The sequence below is a fragment of the Aquirufa sp. Wall-65K1 genome (genome assembly GCF_054558475.1).
On the sequence record NZ_JBPXKD010000002.1, the window covers coordinates 174,427 to 199,647 of the forward strand.

Here is a 25,221-nt window from a genome sequence, read left to right on the forward strand (position 1 = left end):
AAATTAGTGTGAAAAAACGTTGTAAAATTAATCTTTTTATGGGATTTATTTTTCAATTCTTATCTTGCGAACTCAATTTTTTCCTCAACAAAATGAAAAAGACTTACTATTCGGTTTTAGCACTTTTTTTAGTCGCAAAACTTCTTCCCTTGAGCCTTTTAGCTCAATCAAATCCGGTCCCTTATGCCTATACGATTAAGGCCGAAGATTTGAAAAAACATTTGACTTTTATTGCATCTGATAGTTTGAAAGGTAGAAACACGGGTTCGCCAGAACAAAAAGTGGCTGCCAACTACATAGCTAACCATTTTAAGGCCGTTGGCTTAGCTCCTGTTCAAGGAAGTTACTTTCAAAAAGTAGATCTGGTTAATCGGGCTTGGACCAATGTAGCTGTTCAAATCAAAGGTAAATCCTATGGGTATTTAACCGATTTTATGGCTTATGCATTAGCTCCGGTAGCTGCTGGAACAAAAGCTTCCACCGTTTTTGCTGGATATGGTGTACAACAAGGAGCCTTTACGGATTTCGATAAATTGAAAGCCAAAGGATCCATGGTGGTGGTTATTGATGGAGAGGCCAAAGATGCCTCAGGAAATTATGTGCTTTCTGGCTCGAAAGATCCTTCCGCATTTGGTAAAGCTACTGGCTGGAGAGAAAAAATGAAATTAGCCAAGGCCGCTGGTGCGACTGGTTTGATCGTAATTACCGACAAAGATGAGAAAACGTTTAGTTCTCAATTAAACCAACGTCAAGTAATGATGAAGCGTTTCGGAAATGAGCGTATGGTTTTCAAGGAGGATACTCAAAACAAAGAAGCTGAATTTCCTGTCTTATTGATCTCGTCAGCTATGGCCGCTCAATTACTTGGAACGGATCTTGCTGCTTTGGAAGCCTTTAAAGCCAAAGTTTCATCAGATAAAAAATCTGTCTCAAGTAAATTTAAAGCAGGTACCATTGAACTGAAAATAGAAAATACAGAATCCCCAGTTGATACCTATAATGTAGTAGGATATTTGGAAGGTACAGACAAGAAATCTGAAGTTGTAGTTATCACCGCCCACTACGATCACATCGGAGTATCTGCTGATGGTCGCATCAATAATGGAGCTAATGATGATGGTTCAGGAACAGTAACTGTGATGGAATTAGCAGAGGCTTTTGGTAAAGCGGCAGCCGCAGGAAATCGTCCGCGTAGAAGTATTTTATTTATGACGGTGACCGGCGAGGAAAAGGGATTATTGGGTTCTGAGTATTATTCGAATCACCCCTTATTTCCATTGGAAAATACGGTATGTGATTTGAATATTGATATGGTGGGTCGCTATGACGATGATCACATTGGTAAGCCAGATTATATCTATGAAATTGGATCGGATAAATTGTCGTCTCAATTACGCGCTGTGTTGGAAGAGCAAAATAAGAAGCATATTGGTTTAGAATTGGATTATAAATACAATGATCCTAATGATCCTAATCGTTTCTATTATCGTTCAGATCACTACAACTTTGCTAAGCATAAAATCCCAGTAGCATTTTTCTTCAATGGCGTTCATGAAGATTATCACCAACCTGGCGATGATGTAGAAAAAATTGAGTTTGACCAAATCCAAAAAGTAGGTCGTTTGGTATTCTACATGGCATGGGAAATCTCCAATAGAGAGCAACGATTACTGGTTGATTCCAACAAGCCTTAATTGCTTTTATTTCAGTACCTACAAAAAGAGCCTCGAAATTTCGAGGCTCTTTTTGTTTGTTGTATGAAAAAATACCAAGATCTAAATTTTCAAATTTTCAATTCTTTGGACAAACACTTCATGGTTTTTTTGTGCTTGAAGAATGAAATCATTTTCTTTCCAATCACCAATTACCGTTTCCATTTCCTTTTGATTGTGGTACATGGCTTGTCGGAATGGATCTTGGAAATCTTTAGCCCTAGAACGTTCTATTCCTTTGGCGATAAATTCCGATACATAGATGGCTTTATTTTTCCAAAGACGGATGAATGTTTCATCTTGTAAATCCACTTGTTGAATATTTTGCAAAGCGGCCAAAGCATGTTGAAATTTAAGTTCTGGGTATACATCTGCTTGGTCCTGATAAAACTGATGTACTTGATGCCAAGAGGTAATCTTACCACTTCTAATATTCTTTTTTAGCCCTTCCACTGCTTCAGTAGGAACTAATTGTCCACCCAAATTTTCCCAAGACGCAATTCCATGGTTAGAACTGTTTTTTAATAAATCTATGGCTAAAATTTTTTGGTTTCTTTCATAGGCTAAAACCCATTCTTGGAAAGCATGGTAATAAATTAAATCTTTAAATATGTGGTATGCTTTATAACTCTTAGCGATTTTACTTTTGCGTTTAGAATTCTCTATTCCACTGGCCCAAACATCCAAAGTGCTATGCTCATTGTCTGCATTTTCAAGCCATTTTTTACCTGCTTCTTGCGTCTTTTCTGGAAGCGAATCCCCAACCCAAGTTTCTAATAAGCTTAAGGCTTTTAATATTTCATCTATGGTGTCTGGCGCTAAAAAATCGTATTCCAAGAGCATGTTTTTATTTATTCTCTGGTCGCGATTGGCAAATTTCCAGGCATTTCTTGCTAAAGCATACAGATTGTATTGAAACCAATAGGCAGCAATGATTAATAATCCACCTGAAGCATCATCGTTCCCAATCAATGAAAAAGGTAGGGGATTGTGAATTTCTGCTGGATAATTTCCCTTTGAAATCAGGTTGAAACTGGCAAATTTAGAATTATGCTTTAAGCTAATGGAAAGTCCAGGCCAAAATCCTCTACCCGCTTGTAATTCTCCATCGGCACCTCTACTATTATGATTGGAACCTAAAGTTGCACCAGCTGCCATGTTACTTTGGCCTTTAATGATCGCGGCACATAGGAAAGAATTATTGTGGTGCTGTTCATGCGCAGGAAATATAAGGGCATTCAATACCTCACAGCAAGAAATGGTTGAATTACTTCCAAGAAAGGAGTTGATTAATCGAGCACCGTATTTCAATTGAGAATGGGAGGCCAATATAAAACGTACAGCTTTAACACCATAAAATATACGACAGCCTTCGTGGATAATTCCATTGACGAGTTCACAACCTTCGCCAATTTGGGTGTTGGCTTCTGGGAAAGAGATTATAGTTAAGTTTTTTAATTTATTGGCGCCTTTGATATAGGTATCTGAACCCATATTGACATCTTTAATGATCCCTGTGTTTTTAATCACCGTTCGGTCCCCAATTTGACCGTAATAACCTCTTTTAGTGGAAAATTCTGCTTGAGTCAGCGCTTTATATTGGGCTTGAAGTACTTCATCGTCTCGATCTTGAGTCCATAAATAGGCATCTGCTGGACGCATGCCAACAAAAGGAATGACTTTTCTGCCCCCATTTTCATTTCCTAGTTCTAGCCAGATTCGAATTCGTTCCTCTTCACCTTCCTTCACCATACCATTTCCAAATTTGGCGGTAGGTGTAGTGGCTAATTCATTTACCTGCAATATCATGACCTCATTTCCAATTTGATAATTGGATAATAGATTTACCCGGTCAATACTGACATTGTCACCAATATCACTACTGATGATGGTACTATTGTATATTCCAACGGGCATTCGTAAGTTCTTAAATTCTAGGTAGACATGCTCTAGAATTCCGATTCGAATGATGCCAAAAAATCGGCAATTTTTAATGAGATAAGGGTTAAAGCCTGGCTTTACCTGAATGTCTTTCCAGTTTTCAGCTTCATTGAAATTGGCTTCTAAAATTTCAATTTCCCTTGTAGCCAAAGGCCTATAATCCGACAGTCGGATATTTTTGTTACGTAAGTCGAATTCACTTTCACCCTCTTTTAAATAGGTTTTATGGACAAATTCGAAGCCTAACTGCGCAATGGGTTTCTTTTCTATTCGATTCATCTCTCGTAAAATTCAATGGGTAAATAATCAGGGTCGCTCGTGAAAGTAAATCGCTTATCCGTAAATTCATCGATACGGATAGCTTCACAAGTAAGTCCTTTTTGCTGTAAAATTTGAACTGTTTCATCTAAATTAGATACTTCAAATGCTATATGCCTCAGTCCGCATGCTTCCGGTCTTGATACTCGAGCTGGGGTTTCAGGGAAAGAAAACAACTCAATAAAATATATTCCTTGAAAGCTTAAATCTAATTTATAGGAATCTCGTTCTTGACGATATACTTCTCTGATAATTTCAAATCCGAGAATTTCGGTATAAAATTGTTTGGACTTAGCATAGTCCGAACAGATGATGGCCACATGGTGAATGCCTATGAGTGGAATTTTGTTCAGCATTTTTATTGGGGGCTTGTTGCTACAGCAATTTTGGAATCAGCGGTACCGTAATACAAATACCATCGAGATTTAAAAGGTACTAATCCTTCTACAAAGCAAACTTCATTCACCTCCCCAATTTTTTCATATTCTTTATTGGGCCAAATGAATGGTTGCTTGGAACGCTGTAAAACTTGAAATGGCTTATCGATGTTAAATAAAGCCTGCGCTGCGCTGTAGGTGAATTTGGGATAATTTGTATCATTGAAATTGGCGGCATTACTACTGTTGTATAGTAGTAAAATTCCAGATTTACGAATCAAAGCAAATGGACCAGGTTCTACCAACCTACTATCAAAATAGCCTTTTCTAGGCTGTAAAACAGAAATCTTTTGTTTATTTTCAGCATCTTCCAATACAGTCCAATGAATCAGATCTTGGGATTGAGCCATAAATAAATCAGTATCCCCAAAATACATCCAGTAATATCCTTTTATTTTTTTGGCAATCATTTGGGTGCCAACTTGTTGAACAACCAAAGCGCCGGATTTTGACCAAAGATTGATGTATTTAGGATCTTTCAACATAGGTCCCATTTTATTCCAATGTATTAAATCGGTGGAGGTAGCAGAGCATAATCTGGCTGTTTTTCCATTATAGGAGGTATAAGTAATGAAATAGCTACCATCTTCAGTTTGAACAATGCGCGGATCTTCTATTCCCCCAGGCCATTCGTATTTTTTATATTCATCTTGATCTGGAAAAAGAATGGGCTGCGGCATTTTTTTGAAATGAATTCCATCCTCGCTGATTGCCAAGCCGATGCGAGAAGTGCCTAATGAATCTTGGGCACGATAAAGTAAATGGACTTTACCATTTTTTATTAAAGCAGTAGGATTGAGCACATTTTTATTTTCCCAACCAATATTTTTCCCTTGAATGGGGCATAAAAACTTCTGGCTTAGATCTGGAATTAAGATAGGATTATGGGCATCTAGCTTTCTGAAATTTTTTATTTGCCAGGTCTCAACATTTTTGTTTTGCCCCAATGAAATGAGTGAGCAAAGAAGAAATGAGCTTGCAAAAAGGAAAGCAGGGATTTTATGGAGTAGATTCATGTAGACTTGTGAGAATTTAAATTTACTAAAATGCCAGTTGAAACGTATATTAAAAGGTAATTTTCGGCAAATTATTACCGAATGGTCGTGTCTAAGCAGACCTATCAAATAACCATTGTTATAAATTTCCTACAAAATCAATCATTTGATCAAAGGAAAATTTTAAATTGGGGAAACATACCTTAAAAGATAAATGGAAAGAAGAGACTTTTTACAATCCTCCTTAATGACGGGCTTAGTAGGGGGAATTCCCCAAATTCAAGAGACAATAGCTGCGCCTAAATTACAGCCGAAAATTAAATTAAGTGTTTCCAGTTATTCTTATTGGCACTTTAAGGGCGATAAATTTCCTATAGAAAAGGTAATAGATGATGCTGCAGCATTAGGATTAGAAGGGATTGATGTATTGCATCGACAAATGGAAAGTGAGGATAATGCTTATTTACAAAAAATCAAGAAACATGCCTTTTTGAATGGCATTGCCTTGACTTGCTTATCCATTCATCAGGGTTTTGTTACTCCAGACAAAGAAGAGTTGAAAAAGCATGTGGATCATACCTTACATTGTATTGAATTGGCCTATAAAATGGGAATTCCATGTTTGCGTTTAAACACAGGAAGATGGAACACCATTAAATCATTTGATGATTTGATGAAAAATAGGGGTATAGAGCCCATCCTTCCAGGTTATACCGAAGATGATGGATATAAATGGTGCGTTGAGGGTATACAAAGGTGCTTGGCTAAGGCAGAGGAATGTGGCGTTTTATTGGCCCTTGAAAATCACTGGGGACTGGGTTCAACCCCGGAGGGAATGCTGCGTATTCATGATACGGTGAACTCACCTTGGTTGGGATTACTAATGGATACAGGAAATTTCTTAGAAGATCCTTATGATAAATTAGAGAAGATAGCCCCCAAAGCTAGTTTTGTTCAAGCGAAAACCTATTACGGTGGAGGAGAATGGTATTCTTTGGATTTAGATTATAAGCGGATTATCAATATCTTGAAAAAGGTCAATTACCAAGGCTATATTTCCATTGAATTTGAAGGGAAGGAAAATGCGTATTCAGGAGTTAGAAAAAGTGTTGAATTGATTAGAAAAGCACTGGGATAATTACCAGATTGTTGGACAACAAATTAATTTTTAAATCGTTCGCTCTGTGACGCGCAACGCTGTCAAGGTTCCAAACCTTGCCAGCGTTAGGCCGGAGCGAATGATTATTTTTTAGCCACTAAGGCATAAGAATCCTCAATCATCTGCTTGATTGTCAGAAAAGGTAGCTGCCCATTGACCACAATGGTGTTCCAATGTTTCTTATTCATGTGGTATCCAGGTAATACACTATCGGGAAATTCTTCTCTTAATTCGATGGCCCTATTGGGTTCACATTTGACATTGAATCGAATGGGTATTTCGTCTAGTGATAGTAACAAAAATATCTTTTGGTGTACTTTGAAAACTAAATTGTCTGGACCAAAAGGAAGACTTTCTTCCGTCTCTGGGAGACTTAAAGCAAAATCACGAATTTCTTCTAGGTTCATGGGATGGGTCTGCCGAAACCTTGGCATAAGGGAATTGGGCTACTTTCTTTAATTGGTAATAGCTGTCCAATCCTCCTGCACTTAAACTCTGAGCTAAGTCCAAATCTATATTCCCATTTGGCAGAAGTATGGAATCTTCGACGGAAATATATTGGATTTTGCCGACTAATAAAATGGTTTGGTTTGATTTAATCAGATGTTCCTCTTCCCATATCAAACCTATTTTAACTAAACTTTGCTTGACAAAAGGTGCGTCAAACTCAGGAATACGCTCTTCTTCGATTCCACAGGCTTCAAATTCAGAGGTACTCAAAGGGTATCGAGCGGAGGTCTGGTGGGCCTGCTGGGCCAAGGAAAAAGGAATATGATTTAGGGTAAATCTTTTATTTGCTTGAATGTTTTTGTAGGTATGACTATCAGCTCCCACCGGCCTAAACAAAATACCCATCATCGCGGGATTAGCTCCCACATGGATGACATTGCTAAAAATGGCCAAATTAGATTGACCTTGTTCATTGAAAGTTCCAATTAAATGTACCGCCTTTCCTCCAGATAAATGATTGATTAAATTCGTACGAAACGATTTCTCCATCGATTCAATGTCGAATGTCTGAGCTATCATGCAGTTAGTTTTTGAAAATGGAGGAGGCTATTCCTTGATTGATTTTATAATTGGAAAATTTAACAGTGATATCTCCTGTTTTGGCTACTTGTTTTTGGCTATCTACCGTTTGGGTTTTATTGATGTCTACAACTACCCCTTTGGGCACTTTGAATTTTTTAACATCCACCGTGAAAATTAATTGCTCTGGCAAACCCCATTTGGAATCTTGGCCATAACTGTATTCGGTACTTACGGTGCCATTGCTTCTCGATGTAATCTGCGATTTCAAAACTAAATTATTGGTTTTATCTACCCATAATTTGGCTAAAATAACATCTCCATTATCTCCATTGGGCAATAAGGTGACAATTTCGGTTTCCTTGTTTTTTATCGTCTCCTTTCCTGTACTAATAGCGTTAAATTGATCTTGATGGGCCAATAATTGTGCCAAATCACCAAAGCCCTTTTTAGGTAAAATGGCAATTCCCTTAGATTTTAAATGAAATTGATCTTTTTGCTTGAAAAACAAAGTAGCATTTACCGGAAGGATTTTAATTAATGGGATATTTGACTTTATATTTAAATCTACCGAATAATCCTTGACCAAGCTCCATTTTTGTTGAAGTGCCTGAATGGTTTTTTGTGCATCTTGACCCAATATTTGAGCTAATGAGCAGAATAAAAGACCGAGTGTTAAATTGATTCTCATTAAGCGCTGATGTCTTTTTTGTTGAATGTATAAATGGAAATTCCCAAGAATATCAAGATGTGGGCAATTAAAATAATAACTGATTTTACTATTTCAGTTTGTAGTAAAGGTACTTCAAAAAAGTTTCTCCAAGAGGCCATGTGTGTGGTGAACAAATAAGGACGAATGGAGTCAAATACCGAAACTTCTAATGTGCCTATGATGGTAAATAGGATAATGATGGACATGGTAGCCACTATGGGACCAATGGAGTTTTCCGAGAAGCAGGATAAACAAATGGACAAGGATGCGACCGTCAAAAGGGCTAAAAAAGCCACAGCAAAACCACTGAGGTAGCGCCACAATACATCTTGTTCTTGTAAAATAACGAGTCCGTCCGTGTTTAAAACGATCAAATCCCCTGTTCCAAAAAATAATTGTCCAAATACCAAAGCCATTATTCCCAACCATAATATAATGCAAGCGGTATAGACAGCTCCGGCAATAAATTTGGATAATAAAAGTGTTGTCCTAGATATAGGCTTCGTCATGACCATTCGAATGGTGCCCATGGCAAATTCTCCTGAAATTAAATCCCCTGTGACCAGGGCAACCAATAATGGAATTTGAACCAAAAGCATTTGTAAAATGATGAAGGCTATCAGATTTCCATTTAAAAGGTTTCCTTCAAAACTTAAAGTTTGCTCAAAAGAAGAGGTTACAAATGATAAAATGGATAAACCATCTGATTTTAAGGCAAATAAAATGACACCCACCAATAGCGTGATGGCTCCAATACCCAAATAACTTCTGGGTTTAGCTGCAATCTTAATGAACTCATTATATACGCTTTTAAATAGCATCTTGTTGAACAATTTTAATGAAGTAATCTTCCAAACTACGTTTAGACTCTAAGGAATAAATGGCAACTTCATGAGAAATTAATAGTTGACTTATACTTGGAACCAAGTTTCTACTCAAATGGAATTCCAGCAAATTTTCAGCATTCAGTTGAATATTAATATCTGGAAAAGCATTTTTAAGAATTTCTACGGCTTTTTCCACTGGTTCTGCTTCTAAGCGAATAAAGAGGTTTTCTGACGACATTAAATCCTTCACAGAACCCTCTACAATGGATTTTCCTTGGTTGATAATTACCATGCGGTTGGCAATCATTTCGATTTCACTTAAATCATGAGAGGAAAGAATGATGGTTTTTTGATGTTCTTCTTTTAGTCTCAAAATCAAGTTTCTAATATCAATGATACCTTGAGGGTCTAATCCCGTGGTAGGTTCATCCAAAACAATCAAATCAGGATTATGTAAAAGCGTTTGAGCTATACCTAAACGCTGTTTCATTCCATGAGAAAAACTCCCTACTTTATCGTGCTCCCGGCCATTTAATCCTACAAAATCCAACATGGCATAAATTTCTTTTTTGCTGGAATAGGTTCCCGAAATTCGAGCAAAAATATCTAGATTTCGATAGGCAGATAGGTATTTATAAAAATCAGGTTTTTCAATGATGCTACCAGTTCTTCTCAAAATGTCTTCACGATGTTTTTGAATTGGTAAATCAAATAATCGGATTTCCCCCGCATCTGCTTTGATTAATGAAAGCATACAACGCATGCTGGTACTTTTTCCTGCACCATTGGGGCCTAAAAACCCAAATACATCTCCCTGAAAAACCTGAAAACTCACATCTTTGACTGCTTGAAAGGAGCCAAAGCTTTTGGATAGGTGTTGTATGGATATGATGGACTTAGGCATGAATGTTGGTATATGCCTTTCTAACCAGCATTCCCTTTATATTGTTTTAAGAATCAAATTCAACAACCGCCTTGATGACCGCTTGAGTTGGATCAAGGAAAGATTCAAAGCGAGCAGCGACATCCTTAAAATGGGTTCGGTGGGTAATAAAGGCTTGGGTATGAATAAGGCCCTTTTTCATGCAATCAATCACCCATTCAAAATCACCTCGTGTTGCATTTCTACTACTCATCAAAGTCCCTTCTCGCTTATGGAATTCTGGATGAGAGAACTGAACATGGTCTAATTGTAATCCAACTAAAACGTATTTGCCGCCATGTGCCATGTATTGAAAACTTTGATCAATCGCTTTTTTACTACCGGTGGCATCAATGACAACGTGAGGCATGTCACCTTGAGTAATTTCTTTCAATCGTTCTAAAACATCTTCTTGACCAACTTGTATAACATGCTGTATACCAAGTATTTGTTGACTAAATGCCAAACGCCCCGCATTCATATCCAATGCTATGACTTGTCCACCCGCTATCCTAGCCATTTCCATGACTCCCAAACCAATAGGGCCAGCCCCTACAACCAAGACCCAATCATGCTGTTTTATTTCAGCCCTTCTAACACCATGCGCCCCGATCGACAAAGGTTCCAATAAGGTATATTCGTCTATGCTGAGATCTTTATCGTAAATGAGGGAATCAATGGGAACTTGTAAATAATCACGCATGGCACCATCCTCATGAACGCCTAAGACACTTAATTGCTGACAACAATTGGTCTTACCTTGTCGGCAAGCCACACATTTTCCACAGGAAAAATAGGGAATCACACTAACTAAGGCACCTAAAGGATAGCTTGAACCAGCGCTTATTTCTACAATTTCTCCTACAAATTCATGCCCCAAGATTCGTGGATAGGAGAAAAATGGCTGTGTTCCTTCAAATGCATGTAAATCGGTACCGCATATTCCTACTTGCTTTATTTTAAGAATGGCCATGCCCTCCTGTAAAATAGGCTTTGGGGATTCTTGGTATTTCCATTCAAAAGGGGTTACGCAGACAAGCTCTTGCATCATTTTATTTCATTTTGGATTTAGCCCAACGTTTTTCTAGCATTTTGATAAAATACCCTCCCACCACACTTCTTGCTTGAAACCCTACTTGCTTTCCGTTAGTTGTTTCATGCCAGTCGCTTAAAGGGACACGAGAAGGACTTTCCTGCATAAATTGGTAAACAGGATGTACCAAAGCTTTGAAATCTGAGGCTTTATCCGACAGGGTAGCAGTCCAAATTATCCAATCGCTCTTGGTATAAGTTTTTCGACTATCTAAAGGTAATCCATAGGTGTTTTGTTTACCTAAATAATAGGCCATTTCCTTTTCGTATACATACCTTGGGAATAAATTTAATCCAAGTAATTTGTCCCAAACCAAGTTATATTTTTGACTCCAGGTATTATTTTTGTTGAAAGTCAAGGCATAATGATCGCCTTCATCAGCCATTTCCATCCATTTTAAAGCATATTTTTTGGCAATGCTTTGCATGGAATCAGCCGTACTTTTTAAACCCATTTGGCGGGCCATTTGGGCATAAGCTCCAATTCCTGCAATAGCTTTGATAGAAAGGTTCGCGTTACGGTCTAAATGTCCAGCAAAATCATCTGTGCACAATTGATTGGCAGGATCTAGTCCATCTTTGACCAGAAAATCCACCCATCGGGTGAGCGTAGGCCAATGTGCTTTGGCAATTTGATTGCTATTTTCTTCTTTGCAAATGGCGGCAGTTAACAGAATCATATTACCAGCTTCTTCTACCGGCATGTCCTCTGGGTAAGTTTGGCCATTGGCCAAGGGATAGGTGCCTATATCATGGGCTGGGAAAGGTTTTTTCCATTGGCCACTCTCACTATAATACATCAACGGCTCGACCATTCCTCTTAGTAATTTGGTATTATACATGAGGCTTAATGGAGCGGAGGGATAGGTCACATCTACCGTCCAAATAGAACCATTGCTAAAGTTTTCTTTTTGCGGGAATAATACTTCATTTTTTTCTCCCCTCACTAATTTATGTGCCGCCAGCGACTGTCGGTAGGCTACCACACAGAGTTCAGCATATTCTTTACCACCGGCTTGAAGTGCTTCTTGATATAATTGCTTGTCAAAGTTTTTACATTGACTGAAAATACTCGGATACTCTTGAGCTGAACGAACTAATAAATCATCCATGCTGGCAAAGTTCTTTTTCCACCAAGCTTGTAAATTTTTCTGGAAATATTGGATGGAGTACAAATCATCGTAAGCCAACATAAGCGTGGAACTTTGATTCGTTTTCGTCGCATTCATTTCCCACGATGCACTCATAAAATCCGGATTTCCAGATTCATTGGAAGGCTTTTTGCCTTCGGTCAAACTCATCAATTGGGATTGAGAAATCGTTTTTAATTGATGTTTGGCCTGATTCGTAGCCAAATAGGCATACCCCCAATCGATTCTTACATCATCACCCACTTTATTCAACACCTTTTGTTGGCTTAGCCCAGTTTTCAAATAGCGCATGTTCCCTTTTTTTCCTGCACTTACGGTCACTATTTGTTGTTTTTCATTTTTGGCCAAATCAGTAGATACACCAAAGGTAATTTTTGTCTTATGTGCTTTATTATCAAGTGATTGTATGTCAAAATTTATATAGGAAACAGGTCTTGAAAGTAAGTCTAAATTGGAAGCTAAAAGGGGAGAAAGGAAATTCAACTGCAGTTTGATGGGTCCACAAGTAAATTGATAAGTCGTTTGCGTGGCCGTAATTTGAACGGAGTTTTGAATGGCTAAATTAGATTGTGAGGCGCGGGTTTGTTTGGCAAAGCCGGCATCTACCCAAGAATTCCCTGCGGGATTCATGCAATGTATGGCCAAGATATTTTTCCCTTTTTTGAGTTTACTTTTTATCAAATCATGGAGTGGATATTCTTTTAATTGCTTCACGTGGCAATTTTCACAGGAATAGATGGGATAACCATTTAAATAGACTTCCACGTCATCATCGTGGCGTAACTGAAGCACTAATTGGTCAATATCTAAATCTTGTAGATCAAAGGCCCTACGAACCCAAATATGTTTGCTATTCCAGGCCGTATTCCATTTATTTCCCCAACCTTTTCCAAAGGGTAATTTACCTTTATTCCAATAAACGTCATTAAAATGAGGTACCATCCAATCTTCCGCCGGTTTAGTCTCAATGTATTGCACCTCAATGGCATCATTGTTTTCAGCATGAGCCACGATATTGGTAGAGGGGTATTGCAAGGCACCTAAAAATTGGTAGGTTTTACCATCCACTTCCACTAAACCTACTAATGATTGTTCTGAACCTGTCCAATGCCGAGTCACCGATTGATTCAATTGATCGGAAAACGACCATACACTGAAATATGGGTCATGTGTAATGAGCGGATAGGCAGGAGCTTTACTTACTTGAGCCTGAGCAAAAAAGCCAATCATCGCCAAGAAAGCGAATGGAAAAAATGATTTCATAGTCATGGTTTAAGGAATTAAAGATAGGAATAATCCATCCATCTACAAAGGAGCTTCCATATATCAAACTACTGATTATCTGCAGAAATCAAGCCTTTTTTTGCTTGAAAAATGTTAGGTTTGCACCTAACGCTGGCAAGGTTTTAAACCTTGACAGCGTTGGCGGAGGGGGGAGTCATTTTCCAAAAGAAAATGGTTCAATTTTTGTTCTTATATTTTGATAAGATCATCGGATTTGTTGTAGGCTTCCAAAAAGCAATTAAAGCATCCTTTATAGAAGTTAAGCGCTTGTTTTTGGGGGTTTGTGTGTCAATTTCCTATCAATTCTCTTTAAATAGGGTACTTTATGTCTTATTAGGGTGGGTATTCATATAATCGTTACGTATTTATTAGAATACCTTTAACAAAAAGAGTATCAGCTTTAATTGAAAAGAGTTTGTCATCACAAAAAATTCAATTAGAAGTAGTAAATACCTTGTATATTTAAAGGGGAAAAATTCCTATAATTCAACCAATAGTTTTTTATGCAAAAGCAATTTTTTATTTATTTTTTGCTGATGTGTTCTTGGAGTACCTTGGCACAAAAAGTAGCAGAAGAGGGTTTAGCTAAGCCAAATGCATCGAATAGAGCATTGAGCTTAGAGCAGAAAGTCGAAAAAATAGATGAGGTGATCATCAAAGGGCAGAAGGTGCCTTATAAAGTTACTGCTAGCACCCAACCTGTCTGGGATGAGGATGGAAAGGTTATAGCAGGATTATTCTACGTTTATTATGAAAGAATCAATGTCGCCAATAAAGAAACCAGACCTTTAGTCATTTCATTTAATGGGGGACCTGGTACTGCTAGTGTTTGGATGCATTTAGGTTATACAGGGCCCAAAAAATTAAAAATAGATGACGAAGGATATCCCATTCAACCTTATGGTTTTGAGGATAACCCGCAGTCTTTATTAGATGTTGCGGACATTGTTTATGTAGATCCTGTGAATACGGGATTTTCAAGAATTCTAGATAAAGCAACCCCCAAGACCAATTTTTTTGGGGTGACAGCAGATATTAAATACTTAGCTGATTGGATTAATACATTTGTAGGAAGGCAAAAAAGATGGGCATCACCCAAATTTTTAATTGGTGAAAGTTATGGCACCAACCGAGTTTCAGGTTTGTCATTAGAATTACAAAATAAACATTGGATGTTTTTGAACGGAGTGATTTTAGTTTCACCTACTGACCTTGGGTTAAAACGTGATGTAGTATCAAGCACTGCATTGCGCATTCCATACATGGCAGCTACGGCGTGGCACCATAAAAAATTGGCCCCAGTATATCAGTCCAAAGAACTAGAGAAATTTCTCCCTGAAGTTGAAACTTTTGCGATAAATGAATTAATGCCTGCATTGGCGCAAGGCGGTGCATTATCAGCAGATAAGCGCAAAGCCATGGTGAAAAAAATTGCCAATTATATCGGTTTAAATGAAACCGTGGTAGCTGAGCAAAATATGGAAATACCCTTTGATTATTTCTGGAAGGAATTGCTTCGAAGCGAGGGTAAAACTGTGGGAAGATTGGATTCAAGGTATATTGGAATGGATAAAAAAGATGCAGGTCAAAGACCAGATTATAATGCGGAACTTTTATCCTGGGAACATTCCTTTACCCCGGCAATTAACATGTATCTCCGAGATGAGTTGGGATATAAAACCGATTTGAATTATTATATTTTTGGACTAGTGCAACCTTGGGATAATAGCAATAATAATACAGGAGAGGATTTACGTATGGCTATGATGGAGAATCCCTACCTGAATATTCTAGTCCAATCCGGATATTATGATGGAGCATGTGATTATTTTAATGCAAAGTACAATATGTGGCAAATGGATCCAGCAGGTAAAATTCAAGATAGAATGTTTTGGGAAGGTTACCGCAGCGGCCATATGATGTACCTGCGTAAAGAAGATTTAGCTACAAGTAACGACCACCTGAGAGCGTTTATCAAGCATAGTATTCCCAAACAAGGGGTTCCAGCCAAGTTTTGATAAAGTTTGAAGGGATTCAATTTGAAGCAAAAATTTGTTGTTCTAAACGCCCCTTCGGTTTTCGCAGAACCATAGGCGAGTTGAATATTATATGTCGAATTGTAGGTCAAATAATCACCACGTCATAGGCCCCTTGTCGTCCTTTAAGTCATGAATAATCCCAAAGAAATTGTACGGCAAGGTTATGATAAACTTTCTGTTCATTATCGAGAACACTTTACTAAATCTCATAATGAACTTTATAAAAAATGGACGCAGACCCTTTTAGGTTTGTTGCCAAACACCCCGAGTATCTTAGAATTAGGTTGTGGAGATGGTATACCCCTTGCTCAAATTTTAAGCCCTACCTGTAAATATTGGGGAATTGACATTTCTACGGTTCAAATTGAAAATGCAAAAAAGAATGTTCCTAATACAGCATTTATGGCTAAAGACATGACAGCCATCAGTTACCCCTCAAATTCTTTTAATGGCATTATTGCCTTATACTCGATCATTCATATCCCGTCGAGCGAACAATATGAACTTTTGAAAAATATTTATCAGTGGCTTACTCCCAATGGTATTTTTTTATGTATTGTTGGGGCAAGTCATTGGACGGGTGTAGAAAAGGATTGGATTATGAAAGATGTTGCCATGTATTGGAGTCATGTTGATTCAAAGACCTATGCTGAATGGTTTGAGAAAATCGGGTTTATTCAACTTGAAATGGAGTTTATTCCTGAAAATGATATTGGGCACACCTTATTCTTACTTAAGAAAAACGATAATCCACAGTTGGCCTAACTCTATTTTAGCCTCATTCTCTTTGTTAAATTCATTGGCATATTATATTAACAAATAATCCTAATCTCTTCTTTGTTCATATCACAAGGGTTCGGTAAAATTAGAGGTGCATGTTGATATGCAAGATTTGTATGAAACACGTATTGTAAGTTTTTATTTTTAACTTGTGCTTACAAAAACCCAATTGAATTTCGTTTGACGCGACCTTTCAGTTTATACCGAAGTCTAGGAACCTAAACAGGTTAAATAGCAAGTTTTTAATCCATCTAAAAACAAAATAATAAAAAAATATTTCGGTGTAATTTTATTACTATTGATTATTTCAATACAAAGTGTAAAGTCGTAAATATCAACAGATTCAACAGTAATCAACAAAGAATTCCGAAGTTTAGATGAAGCCCTAAAAAATCCTCAAAATGTGTTTAGACTGAACCTAAGTAACCAAAACTTACATTTAAATAGTTCGATTTGGGCAAAATTCACCAATCTTAGGTACCTGAGTTTAAAAAATGATCATTTAAAAAATATACCTGAAGGAATAAGTGAACTTAAGAATCTTAGGGTCCTTGATTTAAGTGGTAATGATTTTAAAGTACTACCAAAATCATTTAACAAATTATCTAATCTACAAGAGCTATATCTAAATGATGATAAATATTTTCAATTTGAAAAGAATATCACTGTTTTAAGCAAATTACCGAATCTGAAATCGCTACATATAGAAAATGACGGTTTAGAAAAATTGCCTAAAAATATTTTCAGGCTTAATAAATTGGAGTCCCTGTACCTCAATAATAACCAATTTAAAAATGTCCCATTAGAAATAAAGGGATTGAAGAATTTGAAATATTTGGACCTACATGATAATAAGTTCAAAATCCCGAATATGATTAATGAACTACAAGGTATTGGAATTAAAATTAGATTTTAATTTAAAATAGTTTTTCCATCCTTTTTGAGGTTTTCTCAAATCCCTTTTATTGTTGTTTAATCTACGCATTCGGAAAGCACTATTGATCTGTACAAGACCAATTTAATGACTTATCGTGCTACTCAAATAATCAAGTTATTAATAATCTGCTGGGAGAAGACCGTGTTTTTGGTTGAAAAATGTTAGGTTTGCACCTAACGCTGGCAAGGTTTTAAACCTTGACAGCGTTGGAGGAAAAAAGAAAATCTCCATTAGAAAACCTCTAAATCAAACAATTCATTCCACGGTCACACTCTTCGCCAAATTCCTTGGTTTATCTACATCCAAACCGCGGAAAACGCCAATGTAATAGGACATTAATTGGGTAGGTATCACCGTTAATAAGGGTGCCAACAATTCATCCGTTTCGGGCACTTCCAACACATGGTCAGATACTCCTCGTATGGCCGTATCATCTGGGTTGATTATGGCTATTACTTTACCCTTTCTGGCTTTAATTTCCTGAATATTGCTCACAATCTTATCGTAATATTTGTCTTTGGTCGCAATGAATAAAGTCGGTAAGGTCTCATCCACCAAGGCTATTGGACCATGTTTAACCTCACCCGACGGATATCCAGAGCATGGAATATAACTCACCTCTTTCAATTTTAAGGCGGCCTCTAATGCCACAGGGAAGTTATATCCTCTTCCTAAAAACAAAAAGTTATTGGCCTCCGCATATACCTTAGCCACTTCTTTGATGGATTCATGGCCGGATAAAATCACCTGCACCTTTTCTGGGATTTGAGATAACTCGACCAAATAATGCTTGTATTCAGCATCCGTGATAGTTTGTTTTGCTTTTCCAATTTTCAAAGCCATCATGGCCAACACGGTTAATTGAGCTGTGAAGGCTTTAGTACTAGCCACCCCAATCTCAGGACCTGCATGGGTATAGGCACCTGCATGTGATAACCTAGCAATGGACGATCCAACCGCATTAACCACCCCAAAAATAAAGGCACCTTGTTCCTTGGCTCTTTCTATGGCAACTAAAGTATCAGCTGTTTCTCCACTTTGAGATATAGCAATAATGACATCTCCCGTATGTATAATTGGATTGCGATATCGAAATTCAGAGGCATATTCTACCTCAACTGGAATCCGACAAATCGTTTCAATCATGTATTCTGCAATAAGACCTGCATGCCAACTCGTTCCGCAAGCGATAATGATGATGCGTTTGGCTTGGGTGAAAACCGATAAATGTTGATCAACTCCTGCTAATGTCAAACTCAAACTAGAAATGTCTAATCGACCGCGTAAACAATCCGTTAAACTGGCTGGTTGATCAAAAATTTCTTTCAACATGAAATGATCGAAACCACCTTTTTCAATTTGTGCCAATTCCATATCCAATTGCTGGATATAAGGCGTTACAGGCTCATTTCCTAAATTTTTTAAGATGATATCATCTTTGGAAATAATGGCCAGTTCATAATCATTGACGTAGATAACTCGCTTGGTATACTCTATAATAGGGGAGGCATCTGAAGCTAAAAAATGTTCTCCTTCACCCACACCTATGACCAAAGGACTTCCTTTTCGAGCCGCAATTAATCGGTCAGGGAAACCTTCTTCCAAAACGATGATCACATAGGCCCCCACGACCCTTTTAAGGGCAATGCGCATGGCTTCTTCCAAGGTAGATTGATTATTGATCTGAATATCCTCGATGAAATTAACCAATACCTCAGTATCGGTCTCACTTTTAAAGGTGTAACCCTTTTGGATTAATTCAGCTTTTAGGGAGGCATAATTTTCAATAATGCCATTATGCACTAAAGTGATTTTTCCGCTGTTGGATTGATGCGGGTGCGCATTGGCATCGGTAGGCTCTCCATGGGTAGCCCAACGTGTATGACCAATTCCCGCATGGGCTTCCTGTAAAATTGGGGCATCCCATGTCTCTAACTCACTTACCCGGCCCTTCTTTTTATAGGATTCTATTTGCTTGCCATACAAGGCAATTCCCGAACTGTCGTAGCCTCTGTATTCTAATCTTTTTAAACCTTTTAAAATGATTGGATAGGCTTCTTGATGACCTATGTAAGCTACGATTCCACACATGCGATATAAAATTTAAAATTGAATTATTCTAATTAGGCTAAATGAAGGAAATTTTTCAAACAGCCAAATTACCCAAATTTCATTTATTTTACCAAGTTTACAGGTATTAAATTACCGTTTGGGTCTTCCAATAATAGTACTTTTTTTATATTATCGCTAAATGGTTTAGAGCAAATTTAATGGAAGTTCAATATCTTCATTTTTCCTTAAAATGATAGCATCAAACAAGCTTTTTCTTATTTTATGGTCAAATCAAGGCGGTTATTTTTTCTTTTTCTTCTTAAAAAGACAATCTTCTGGTTTCGATTTAACAAAATAGGTCTTATAATTCAATGCCTCAGGATTCATACAGCCTTCTAAATTTAGGATTTCAATGTCCTTGAATTCGACAGGATGGCTTTCACTTTGTAAGGAAATGCTACCTTCTTTGATTAATTCCCCGGGTTTCCCGAAAATCACATCTTGCCCACTGACACTACCGCCACCTACTTGTGGTTTTTGATAAGCTAAAACTTCTTTTCCGTTAGAATAATGACGAATCAATGAATCACCTAAAACTAATACTTCCGCTTGTACCCATTGGTCGCCATGAAAGGTCTCTGATTGAGAATTAATGCAATGCGGGGTAAATAATTTTCCATTCATTTCGACATGGGTTCCCGGTGTACATAAGTTACAGGTGGTTCTTTTATCTTTTCCATTGCCTCCCAATAATTGAACTTCAATCGACACAGGAAAATCTTGTTTCAAACCCATGCTCTCAGCAGTTTGTCCGTGTACCATGATACCACTATTTCGCGTAGCCCATCCAGGTCCATTGATGGCTTGTTTTCCCACAAAGCGGTAATTCAAACGAATGCGGTAATAGCCAAACTTCTTTTTGTAAAATAAATGTCCAAATCTTTCGTCAAAACTTGGATAAGCGGCTGAATCATAGCGTACTACTAATTTACCATCCTCTACCCGAAAGGTATTTCCATAATTCACTCCAGCTGGTGAATGTCTGATTTTAGGTGTCCAATTGGTCAAATCTTTACCATTAAACATGGATTCCCATGCTTCTTTGTTTGGATTTTGAGCCTTTACCTGAAATGCTAGGAGGCTAATGATGAGCCATAACTTAATTTTCATGTTGCAATAAGTTTATAAAATGTTTGCCTAATATTCGGCCTTGGGTTTGTCCAGCCTTAATGCCGTCCATATAATGTATTCCTCCATAAAAACGGGAAATACTTGCTTCTTCTGCTGCTGCTTCAAAGGATTTAAAAGAACGGTCATCTATTCCGTATCGTTTTTCTACCGTATCAGTATAGGCAAAATTAGGTCCATAATAATGGGTTAAGATAATAGCTGCCGTGGTCGATACCGTAGAATGGCCACTCGGATATTCAGGAAATGGCGGTGTTTGTAAAAAGGGTTTCCAACTAGGATCAATCAATTTTCGGATGGCTGTTTCTGGGCGAATGCGGTGACTATGGTATTTCTCTCTCCAGCATAACCAAAATCCATCCATTAAACCGGTAGCTAATGCCGTTCTGATTTCTAAACTTTTACCAAAATTCTCCTTCTTTTGGGCACTGGCTATTCCTGCTATACCCATCCAATGAGCACCAGGTGATATTTTTTTCATGCCAATCAATAAATGCCCTTGGTCATTTAATGCGAATGGGTTACAATCCCAAAAGGCTGCAATCTTGAGGTTTTCTTCCGATTTATCGGCTTGGTAAACGGCCTTACTTAATTGATAAAAAGTCGAGGAATTAGATTCTGAATAAGGCGCCGGGGCAGGAATTTCTTCAATTTTATTGGTATCCAAACTGAAACTTCTAATGCGATAGAAATAGGGTTCCACAGCGGGAAAATAGCCTGGAGGGGTACTGTACCAAGATCCAGGTGTTTTCTTGGGGGTGTACCTTGGAAAATTACTTAACTTATTGTACCCATCTGCTTTGGCATAGGCTAACATACGCTTGGCAATAGCTTGAGCTTTCTGTGTGGACGCTTCAATGATTTGGTCGGACAACCCTACTCGCCTACATGAGTCGATATACCTTTTCTCAAATTCTTTCATCCGAGCTCCTGATGGCTGCATTTTTTGAGATACTTCCATCATGGCTAGGATAGCCGTAAATTCAGGAGCTTCCAATGGCTTATCTATGGTAAAGGCAGGATAGGCATTGAATTGATGTTGGAATGCATTCAAACTGGTATCAGATTCGGTCATAACCTGATATCCTGCCAAGCAGGCATAGGAAAAAAACCGCATGGCCAAGGGAGGATTACTGACATCATGTATCATCATTTCCGTCATTTCTTGGATAACTTTATCTATTTCCGTTCCAGAAAATGAGATTTTTTTGGACTCGGATTGACAAGCCCATATGGTCAAGAATGATAGAAATAGGATGATTTTTTTCATCTTTTTATCACTTTAAATGGAAATAGGCCTTGCTGATTGATTCCAATGAAAAGTTGGTTTCCAATGACTTGCATTGAACGCACATCGCCTTGTAACCAAAGTCCCGTTTTTTGTGCAGAAACAGCCTCATATGTTAAGTTTCCTCTTGATTTGAGTAGTAAACCAGAATTCCCATCCATTTTACCAATGCGTAATTTGGCATGATTCATATTCCCAGCTAGTACCAAATCCAGGTCATGTTTCCCATCAATATCAAGTATAGCAATGGCTGAAATAGGGGAGGCCTGAACTTCCCAAGGTAAGGCAACAGATTCAAATTTACCTTTGGAATTCATTTGATATAAGGATGTTTTTAATTCGTTTGATTTCAAAATTTGCTCCCCTTTTTGCTCTTCTTCTGTTATGATATCCGATAATTTTGCTTCTGCAAAACTTTGGTAATCGGTGAACCGAGTACGCATGATGCTCATTTGATCCAGTAATTCATCTCGCGTCATAAAGGGTACGGATTCACCCTTGACATAGGTAAATAAAATAGGGTCTATGGAGCCATTCTGGTCATAGTCTTTAAAATGAAGTTCCATGGCTTGTTGGCTTGATGCCTTCCATTGACTATTTAAGCCTAAATTGCCAACCAATAATTCTTTTTTACCATCTCGATTCAGGTCTTCCACGCGAAGTGTATTCCATAAACCATGCGGTGATTCTTCAAAGAATTGGTTGGTACTTTCTTCAAAAGTCTTTTTATTCCAAGTGAAAATCTTAATCGGCATGAATTCCCCTATCAAAATTAATTCCTTTTTTCCATCTTGATTCAAATCATCCCATGAAGCGTCTGTTACCATGCCCGCTTGTTGAATACTTGGAAACTGAGCACTGATATCCTTAAATTTACCCGCACCTTGATTCATCAAAATAAAGGATTTAGGACAAACAGGATAGTTTCCAGGAATAACGCGACCACCTACAAATACATCGGGTAGTCGATCTTGGTTGATGTCAATGATTTGAATGCAGGATTTACTTATGCCCTGACTAGGCAGAGGAACCAGGGATTTTTTGAAATTCCCTTGACCATCATTTAGGTACAAGCGATCCGTTAGGTGAGGGTCATTCGCTTCCATCAATCCATAACCACCACTGACCACCCATAAGTCTAGGTCGCCATCGGCATCGGCATCCAGAAACTGGGCATCACTATCCTCAAAACCCTGGTCTTGACTCATGGCTGAAGGCATACGTGTAAAATCACCCGAGCTCTTTTGAATATATAGGTTAGCTCCTTTACCGCCTTGATTGCCAACAAATAAATCTTCTAATTGGTCTCCATTCACATCTCCCTTTGCTTGGCATGGACCTACAAAGGACAAAGGCAAGGTGATTTGGGTTTGACGTTTAAAATCATTGAAATCCACTTTGGAATCCTCAAAAGATTGAAGTGTTTTTGTTTGAACAAAAAACGTATTCTCTTGAATTTGGGCTTTTTTAGCAATTAGTTTAGCCTCTGATTCTTTTAAAATAATGAGGGTCTTTTGTGGTTTTTTTATGGTTTGTGATTTGCCTGAATTCCAAGTGATGACAATAGAGTCCACCATGCTCTTATTTCCTAAACCTACGTGTAAGAGAGGAGATACGCTGGATTGATAACCACGATATAAGTTTTGTTCTACATATTGGTTTTTACCAGCCTGGTATACCCAAATTTTAGCACCTAATCCCAAGGTATTTAAACCTTCACCTTGTAATTCAATTTGAAGATTTTTGTTTTCTTTTTTTACCTCATTGCTTTTATTTTCAAAAATAAAGGCCGGTTTATTAATGTTATTTACTATTAATTCCAAATCCCCATCTCCGTCTAAATCAGCGTAAGCAGCACCATTACTATTGGATGTAGTTTCCATTCCCCAAGCTTGGGTTACCGCTTTAAAGGTGCCATTTTGATGATTTTTAAACATGTAATTGCTAATGTTGGAAGCAGGCATTTTTTGAACGAGTTCCAACACATTTTGCCTTTGAATAGCAGCTTGATTGTTCTGAACATAATCACCCATGTATTTCAGAAAATCCAGGTTAGTATAATCCCTCAAATAACCATTGGTGATATAAAGGTCTTTCCAACCATCATTATCGTAATCAGCGAAGAGTGCACTCCAACTCCAATCCGTATTGGAAATTCCGGCTAATTGCCCTAATTCATGAAATTTAGGTTCTTGTGTGTTGGGGTCAATTCCTTGATTGACTTGCAACATATTTCTCATGTATTGATGCCCAAAACCAATAGCCACATTGAAATTGAATTTCTCGTAGTTGTCTGGAGCCATCAAATTCTTTTGCCTCAAATTGTCTTCCGGCAACATATCCAAGGTGAAAATATCTGACCAGCCATCGTTGTTAATGTCGGCAATGTCATTACCCATGGAAAAGTGGGAGGTATGCCCCATGCTTTTTTGAATGACGTTTTTGAATTTTTTACCTTGTTGGTTGATGTATAAATAATCAGGAACGGTATAATCATTGGATACATAAAAGTCTAACCAGCCGTCGGCATTGATATCAGAAATTCCTACGGCTAAACCATAGGATAGGGTGGAACTAGTAATACCTAAGGAGCTTGTTTTATCTTCAAAATGTCCTTTTTGTTTTTGAATGAAGAAGCGTAAGCCGCTGTTGGGATCTTCTTTTTGAAGTAAATCAGCGGTACTAGATTCATCTAATATGGGTAGTGATTTAGGGTTATGATTCACCAAAATCATATCTAGATCTTGGTCTTTGTCATAATCAAAGAAAACGGCATGAGTACTATTGGTAGGGCTATCCAAGCCATAGGCTGCGGCCTCATCCTTAAAAATCGGTATACCCGCCGTATCGTTTCCTTGATTGATAAATAATTGATTTCTTTTTTTATCAGGAGGCAAATTTCCTGAGTAGCATAGGTAAATATCTAGTTTTTTGTCGCCATTGATGTCAACCAAAGAAACCCCAGTTTTCCAGGGTCCAGGTCTGCCACTTACTCCGGCTTTTTCCGCGACTTCTTGAAATTCCATTTTACCTTGATTGAGGTATAAATGGTTGTTTTCCATATTACTGGAAAAATAAATGTCTTGTTTTCCATCTCCATTTAAATCACCTGTGGCAACACCCCCACCATTGTAGAAATATTCATACATCAGGACATTGGTATTGAGGCCCTCTTCAATTTTGTTTTCAAAATTGACATGGCTTTTTTCCGGACTTAGTAATTGGAAAAGTTGAGGTTCAGGATTGCTCTCTTCATTTGTTTCTGCCTTTTGGCATGAAAAACTGAGGATTAGTAGTAAGAGAGCAAAATATTTCTTCACGATACAATATAGATAATTAATGAAAAAAGGAAATGGTA

19 protein-coding genes are annotated in these 25,221 nt (G+C 37.8%); 5 read left to right on the plus strand and 14 right to left on the minus strand.

Annotated elements, in window-relative coordinates:
- Positions 1 to 92: 92 nt before the first annotated feature.
- Complete coding sequence (locus ACST15_RS04070) at positions 93 to 1,694, plus strand: M28 family peptidase (RefSeq protein WP_459453368.1); 1,602 nt, start codon at positions 93 to 95, stop codon at positions 1,692 to 1,694.
- A gap of 81 nt (positions 1,695 to 1,775) precedes the next feature.
- On the opposite strand, the gene ACST15_RS04075 is transcribed toward ACST15_RS04070, so the two are convergent.
- From ACST15_RS04075 to ACST15_RS04085, 3 genes are read right to left on the minus strand one after another with little or no spacing between them, the layout of a single operon-like run.
- The gene (locus tag ACST15_RS04075; RefSeq protein ID WP_459453369.1) at positions 1,776 to 3,932 is read right to left on the minus strand and encodes a DUF4954 family protein; all 2,157 of its coding nucleotides are present in this window, start codon (positions 3,930 to 3,932) and stop codon (positions 1,776 to 1,778) included.
- Complete coding sequence (gene gloA2, locus ACST15_RS04080) at positions 3,929 to 4,327, minus strand: SMU1112c/YaeR family gloxylase I-like metalloprotein (protein WP_459453370.1); 399 nt, start codon at positions 4,325 to 4,327, stop codon at positions 3,929 to 3,931. The genes ACST15_RS04075 and gloA2 overlap by 4 nt, the downstream gene beginning before the upstream one ends.
- Before the next feature lie 2 nt (positions 4,328 to 4,329).
- Positions 4,330 to 5,424 (minus strand): glycoside hydrolase family 130 protein, encoded by a 1,095-nt coding sequence (locus ACST15_RS04085; protein WP_459453371.1) that lies wholly within the window; start codon positions 5,422 to 5,424, stop codon positions 4,330 to 4,332.
- A gap of 193 nt (positions 5,425 to 5,617) precedes the next feature.
- On the opposite strand from ACST15_RS04085, the gene ACST15_RS04090 reads away from it, so the two are divergent.
- A complete protein-coding gene (locus tag ACST15_RS04090) occupies positions 5,618 to 6,541 on the plus strand; it encodes a sugar phosphate isomerase/epimerase family protein (protein ID WP_459453373.1) in 924 nt (307 codons plus the stop codon).
- A 104-nt stretch (positions 6,542 to 6,645) separates the two neighbouring features.
- Here ACST15_RS04090 and ACST15_RS04095 read toward each other — a convergent pair whose 3' ends face one another.
- From ACST15_RS04095 to ACST15_RS04125, 7 genes are read right to left on the minus strand one after another with little or no spacing between them, the layout of a single operon-like run.
- Positions 6,646 to 6,969 carry an MmcQ/YjbR family DNA-binding protein gene (locus tag ACST15_RS04095; protein ID WP_459453374.1) on the minus strand — a complete coding sequence of 108 codons (324 nt, stop codon included), beginning with the start codon at positions 6,967 to 6,969 and terminating at the stop codon, positions 6,646 to 6,648.
- Positions 6,947 to 7,591 carry a flavin reductase family protein gene (locus ACST15_RS04100; protein WP_459453376.1) on the minus strand — a complete coding sequence of 215 codons (645 nt, stop codon included), beginning with the start codon at positions 7,589 to 7,591 and terminating at the stop codon, positions 6,947 to 6,949. Before ACST15_RS04100 ends, ACST15_RS04095 begins: the two co-directional genes overlap by 23 nt.
- A gap of 4 nt (positions 7,592 to 7,595) precedes the next feature.
- On the minus strand, positions 7,596 to 8,282 hold the full coding sequence (locus ACST15_RS04105) for a LolA-like protein (protein WP_459453377.1): 687 nt from the start codon (positions 8,280 to 8,282) through the stop codon (positions 7,596 to 7,598).
- Positions 8,282 to 9,124: an ABC transporter permease gene (locus ACST15_RS04110; RefSeq protein ID WP_459453378.1), complete on the minus strand. Its 843-nt coding sequence runs from the start codon at positions 9,122 to 9,124 to the stop codon at positions 8,282 to 8,284. The genes ACST15_RS04105 and ACST15_RS04110 overlap by 1 nt, the downstream gene beginning before the upstream one ends.
- Positions 9,114 to 10,034: an ABC transporter ATP-binding protein gene (locus tag ACST15_RS04115; RefSeq protein WP_459453379.1), complete on the minus strand. Its 921-nt coding sequence runs from the start codon at positions 10,032 to 10,034 to the stop codon at positions 9,114 to 9,116. The genes ACST15_RS04110 and ACST15_RS04115 overlap by 11 nt, the downstream gene beginning before the upstream one ends.
- A gap of 46 nt (positions 10,035 to 10,080) precedes the next feature.
- Entirely contained in the window at positions 10,081 to 11,103 is a 1,023-nt protein-coding gene (locus ACST15_RS04120; protein ID WP_459453381.1) for a zinc-binding alcohol dehydrogenase family protein, read from the minus strand.
- 1 nt (position 11,104) lies between these two features.
- Positions 11,105 to 13,558 carry a glutaminase family protein gene (locus tag ACST15_RS04125; protein WP_459453382.1) on the minus strand — a complete coding sequence of 818 codons (2,454 nt, stop codon included), beginning with the start codon at positions 13,556 to 13,558 and terminating at the stop codon, positions 11,105 to 11,107.
- 524 nt (positions 13,559 to 14,082) lie between these two features.
- Between ACST15_RS04125 and ACST15_RS04130 the strand changes: the two genes are divergently transcribed.
- The 3 genes from ACST15_RS04130 (at position 14,083) to ACST15_RS04140 (ending at position 17,314) form a co-directional block, all read left to right on the plus strand.
- The gene (locus ACST15_RS04130) at positions 14,083 to 15,597 is read left to right on the plus strand and encodes a S10 family peptidase (protein WP_459453383.1); all 1,515 of its coding nucleotides are present in this window, start codon (positions 14,083 to 14,085) and stop codon (positions 15,595 to 15,597) included.
- A 150-nt stretch (positions 15,598 to 15,747) separates the two neighbouring features.
- The gene (locus ACST15_RS04135; RefSeq protein WP_459453384.1) at positions 15,748 to 16,383 is read left to right on the plus strand and encodes a class I SAM-dependent methyltransferase; all 636 of its coding nucleotides are present in this window, start codon (positions 15,748 to 15,750) and stop codon (positions 16,381 to 16,383) included.
- Between the two features lie 418 nt (positions 16,384 to 16,801).
- Entirely contained in the window at positions 16,802 to 17,314 is a 513-nt protein-coding gene (locus ACST15_RS04140) for a leucine-rich repeat domain-containing protein (protein ID WP_459453386.1), read from the plus strand.
- Positions 17,315 to 17,590: 276 nt separating this feature from the next.
- Here the strand turns inward: ACST15_RS04140 and glmS are convergent, their stop codons facing one another.
- From glmS to ACST15_RS04160, 4 genes are all read right to left on the minus strand, one after another.
- Positions 17,591 to 19,426 (minus strand): glutamine--fructose-6-phosphate transaminase (isomerizing), encoded by a 1,836-nt coding sequence (gene glmS / locus ACST15_RS04145; protein WP_459453387.1) that lies wholly within the window; start codon positions 19,424 to 19,426, stop codon positions 17,591 to 17,593.
- Between the two features lie 261 nt (positions 19,427 to 19,687).
- The gene (locus ACST15_RS04150) at positions 19,688 to 20,557 is read right to left on the minus strand and encodes a 3-keto-disaccharide hydrolase (protein ID WP_459453388.1); all 870 of its coding nucleotides are present in this window, start codon (positions 20,555 to 20,557) and stop codon (positions 19,688 to 19,690) included.
- Complete coding sequence (locus ACST15_RS04155) at positions 20,547 to 21,845, minus strand: vanadium-dependent haloperoxidase (RefSeq protein WP_459453389.1); 1,299 nt, start codon at positions 21,843 to 21,845, stop codon at positions 20,547 to 20,549. The genes ACST15_RS04150 and ACST15_RS04155 overlap by 11 nt, the downstream gene beginning before the upstream one ends.
- Positions 21,842 to 25,183 carry a VCBS repeat-containing protein gene (locus tag ACST15_RS04160; protein WP_459453391.1) on the minus strand — a complete coding sequence of 1,114 codons (3,342 nt, stop codon included), beginning with the start codon at positions 25,181 to 25,183 and terminating at the stop codon, positions 21,842 to 21,844. Before ACST15_RS04160 ends, ACST15_RS04155 begins: the two co-directional genes overlap by 4 nt.
- Positions 25,184 to 25,221: the final 38 nt, after the last annotated feature.

Coding starts and splice junctions, on each gene's coding strand:
- ACST15_RS04105 (WP_459453377.1), bottom strand. CDS start 8,282: ATGAGAATCAATTTAACACTCGGTCTTTTATTCTGCTCATTAGCTCAA.
- ACST15_RS04150 (WP_459453388.1), bottom strand. CDS start 20,557: ATGAAAATTAAGTTATGGCTCATCATTAGCCTCCTAGCATTTCAGGTA.
- ACST15_RS04125 (WP_459453382.1), bottom strand. CDS start 13,558: ATGAAATCATTTTTTCCATTCGCTTTCTTGGCGATGATTGGCTTTTTT.
- glmS (WP_459453387.1), bottom strand. CDS start 19,426: ATGTGTGGAATCGTAGCTTACATAGGTCATCAAGAAGCCTATCCAATC.
- ACST15_RS04070 (WP_459453368.1), top strand. CDS start 93: ATGAAAAAGACTTACTATTCGGTTTTAGCACTTTTTTTAGTCGCAAAA.
- ACST15_RS04135 (WP_459453384.1), top strand. CDS start 15,748: ATGAATAATCCCAAAGAAATTGTACGGCAAGGTTATGATAAACTTTCT.
- ACST15_RS04075 (WP_459453369.1), bottom strand. CDS start 3,932: ATGAATCGAATAGAAAAGAAACCCATTGCGCAGTTAGGCTTCGAATTT.
- ACST15_RS04155 (WP_459453389.1), bottom strand. CDS start 21,845: ATGAAAAAAATCATCCTATTTCTATCATTCTTGACCATATGGGCTTGT.
- ACST15_RS04130 (WP_459453383.1), top strand. CDS start 14,083: ATGCAAAAGCAATTTTTTATTTATTTTTTGCTGATGTGTTCTTGGAGT.
- ACST15_RS04115 (WP_459453379.1), bottom strand. CDS start 10,034: ATGCCTAAGTCCATCATATCCATACAACACCTATCCAAAAGCTTTGGC.
- ACST15_RS04085 (WP_459453371.1), bottom strand. CDS start 5,424: ATGAATCTACTCCATAAAATCCCTGCTTTCCTTTTTGCAAGCTCATTT.
- ACST15_RS04095 (WP_459453374.1), bottom strand. CDS start 6,969: ATGAACCTAGAAGAAATTCGTGATTTTGCTTTAAGTCTCCCAGAGACG.
- ACST15_RS04100 (WP_459453376.1), bottom strand. CDS start 7,591: ATGATAGCTCAGACATTCGACATTGAATCGATGGAGAAATCGTTTCGT.
- ACST15_RS04120 (WP_459453381.1), bottom strand. CDS start 11,103: ATGATGCAAGAGCTTGTCTGCGTAACCCCTTTTGAATGGAAATACCAA.
- gloA2 (WP_459453370.1), bottom strand. CDS start 4,327: ATGCTGAACAAAATTCCACTCATAGGCATTCACCATGTGGCCATCATC.
- ACST15_RS04090 (WP_459453373.1), top strand. CDS start 5,618: ATGGAAAGAAGAGACTTTTTACAATCCTCCTTAATGACGGGCTTAGTA.
- ACST15_RS04110 (WP_459453378.1), bottom strand. CDS start 9,124: ATGCTATTTAAAAGCGTATATAATGAGTTCATTAAGATTGCAGCTAAA.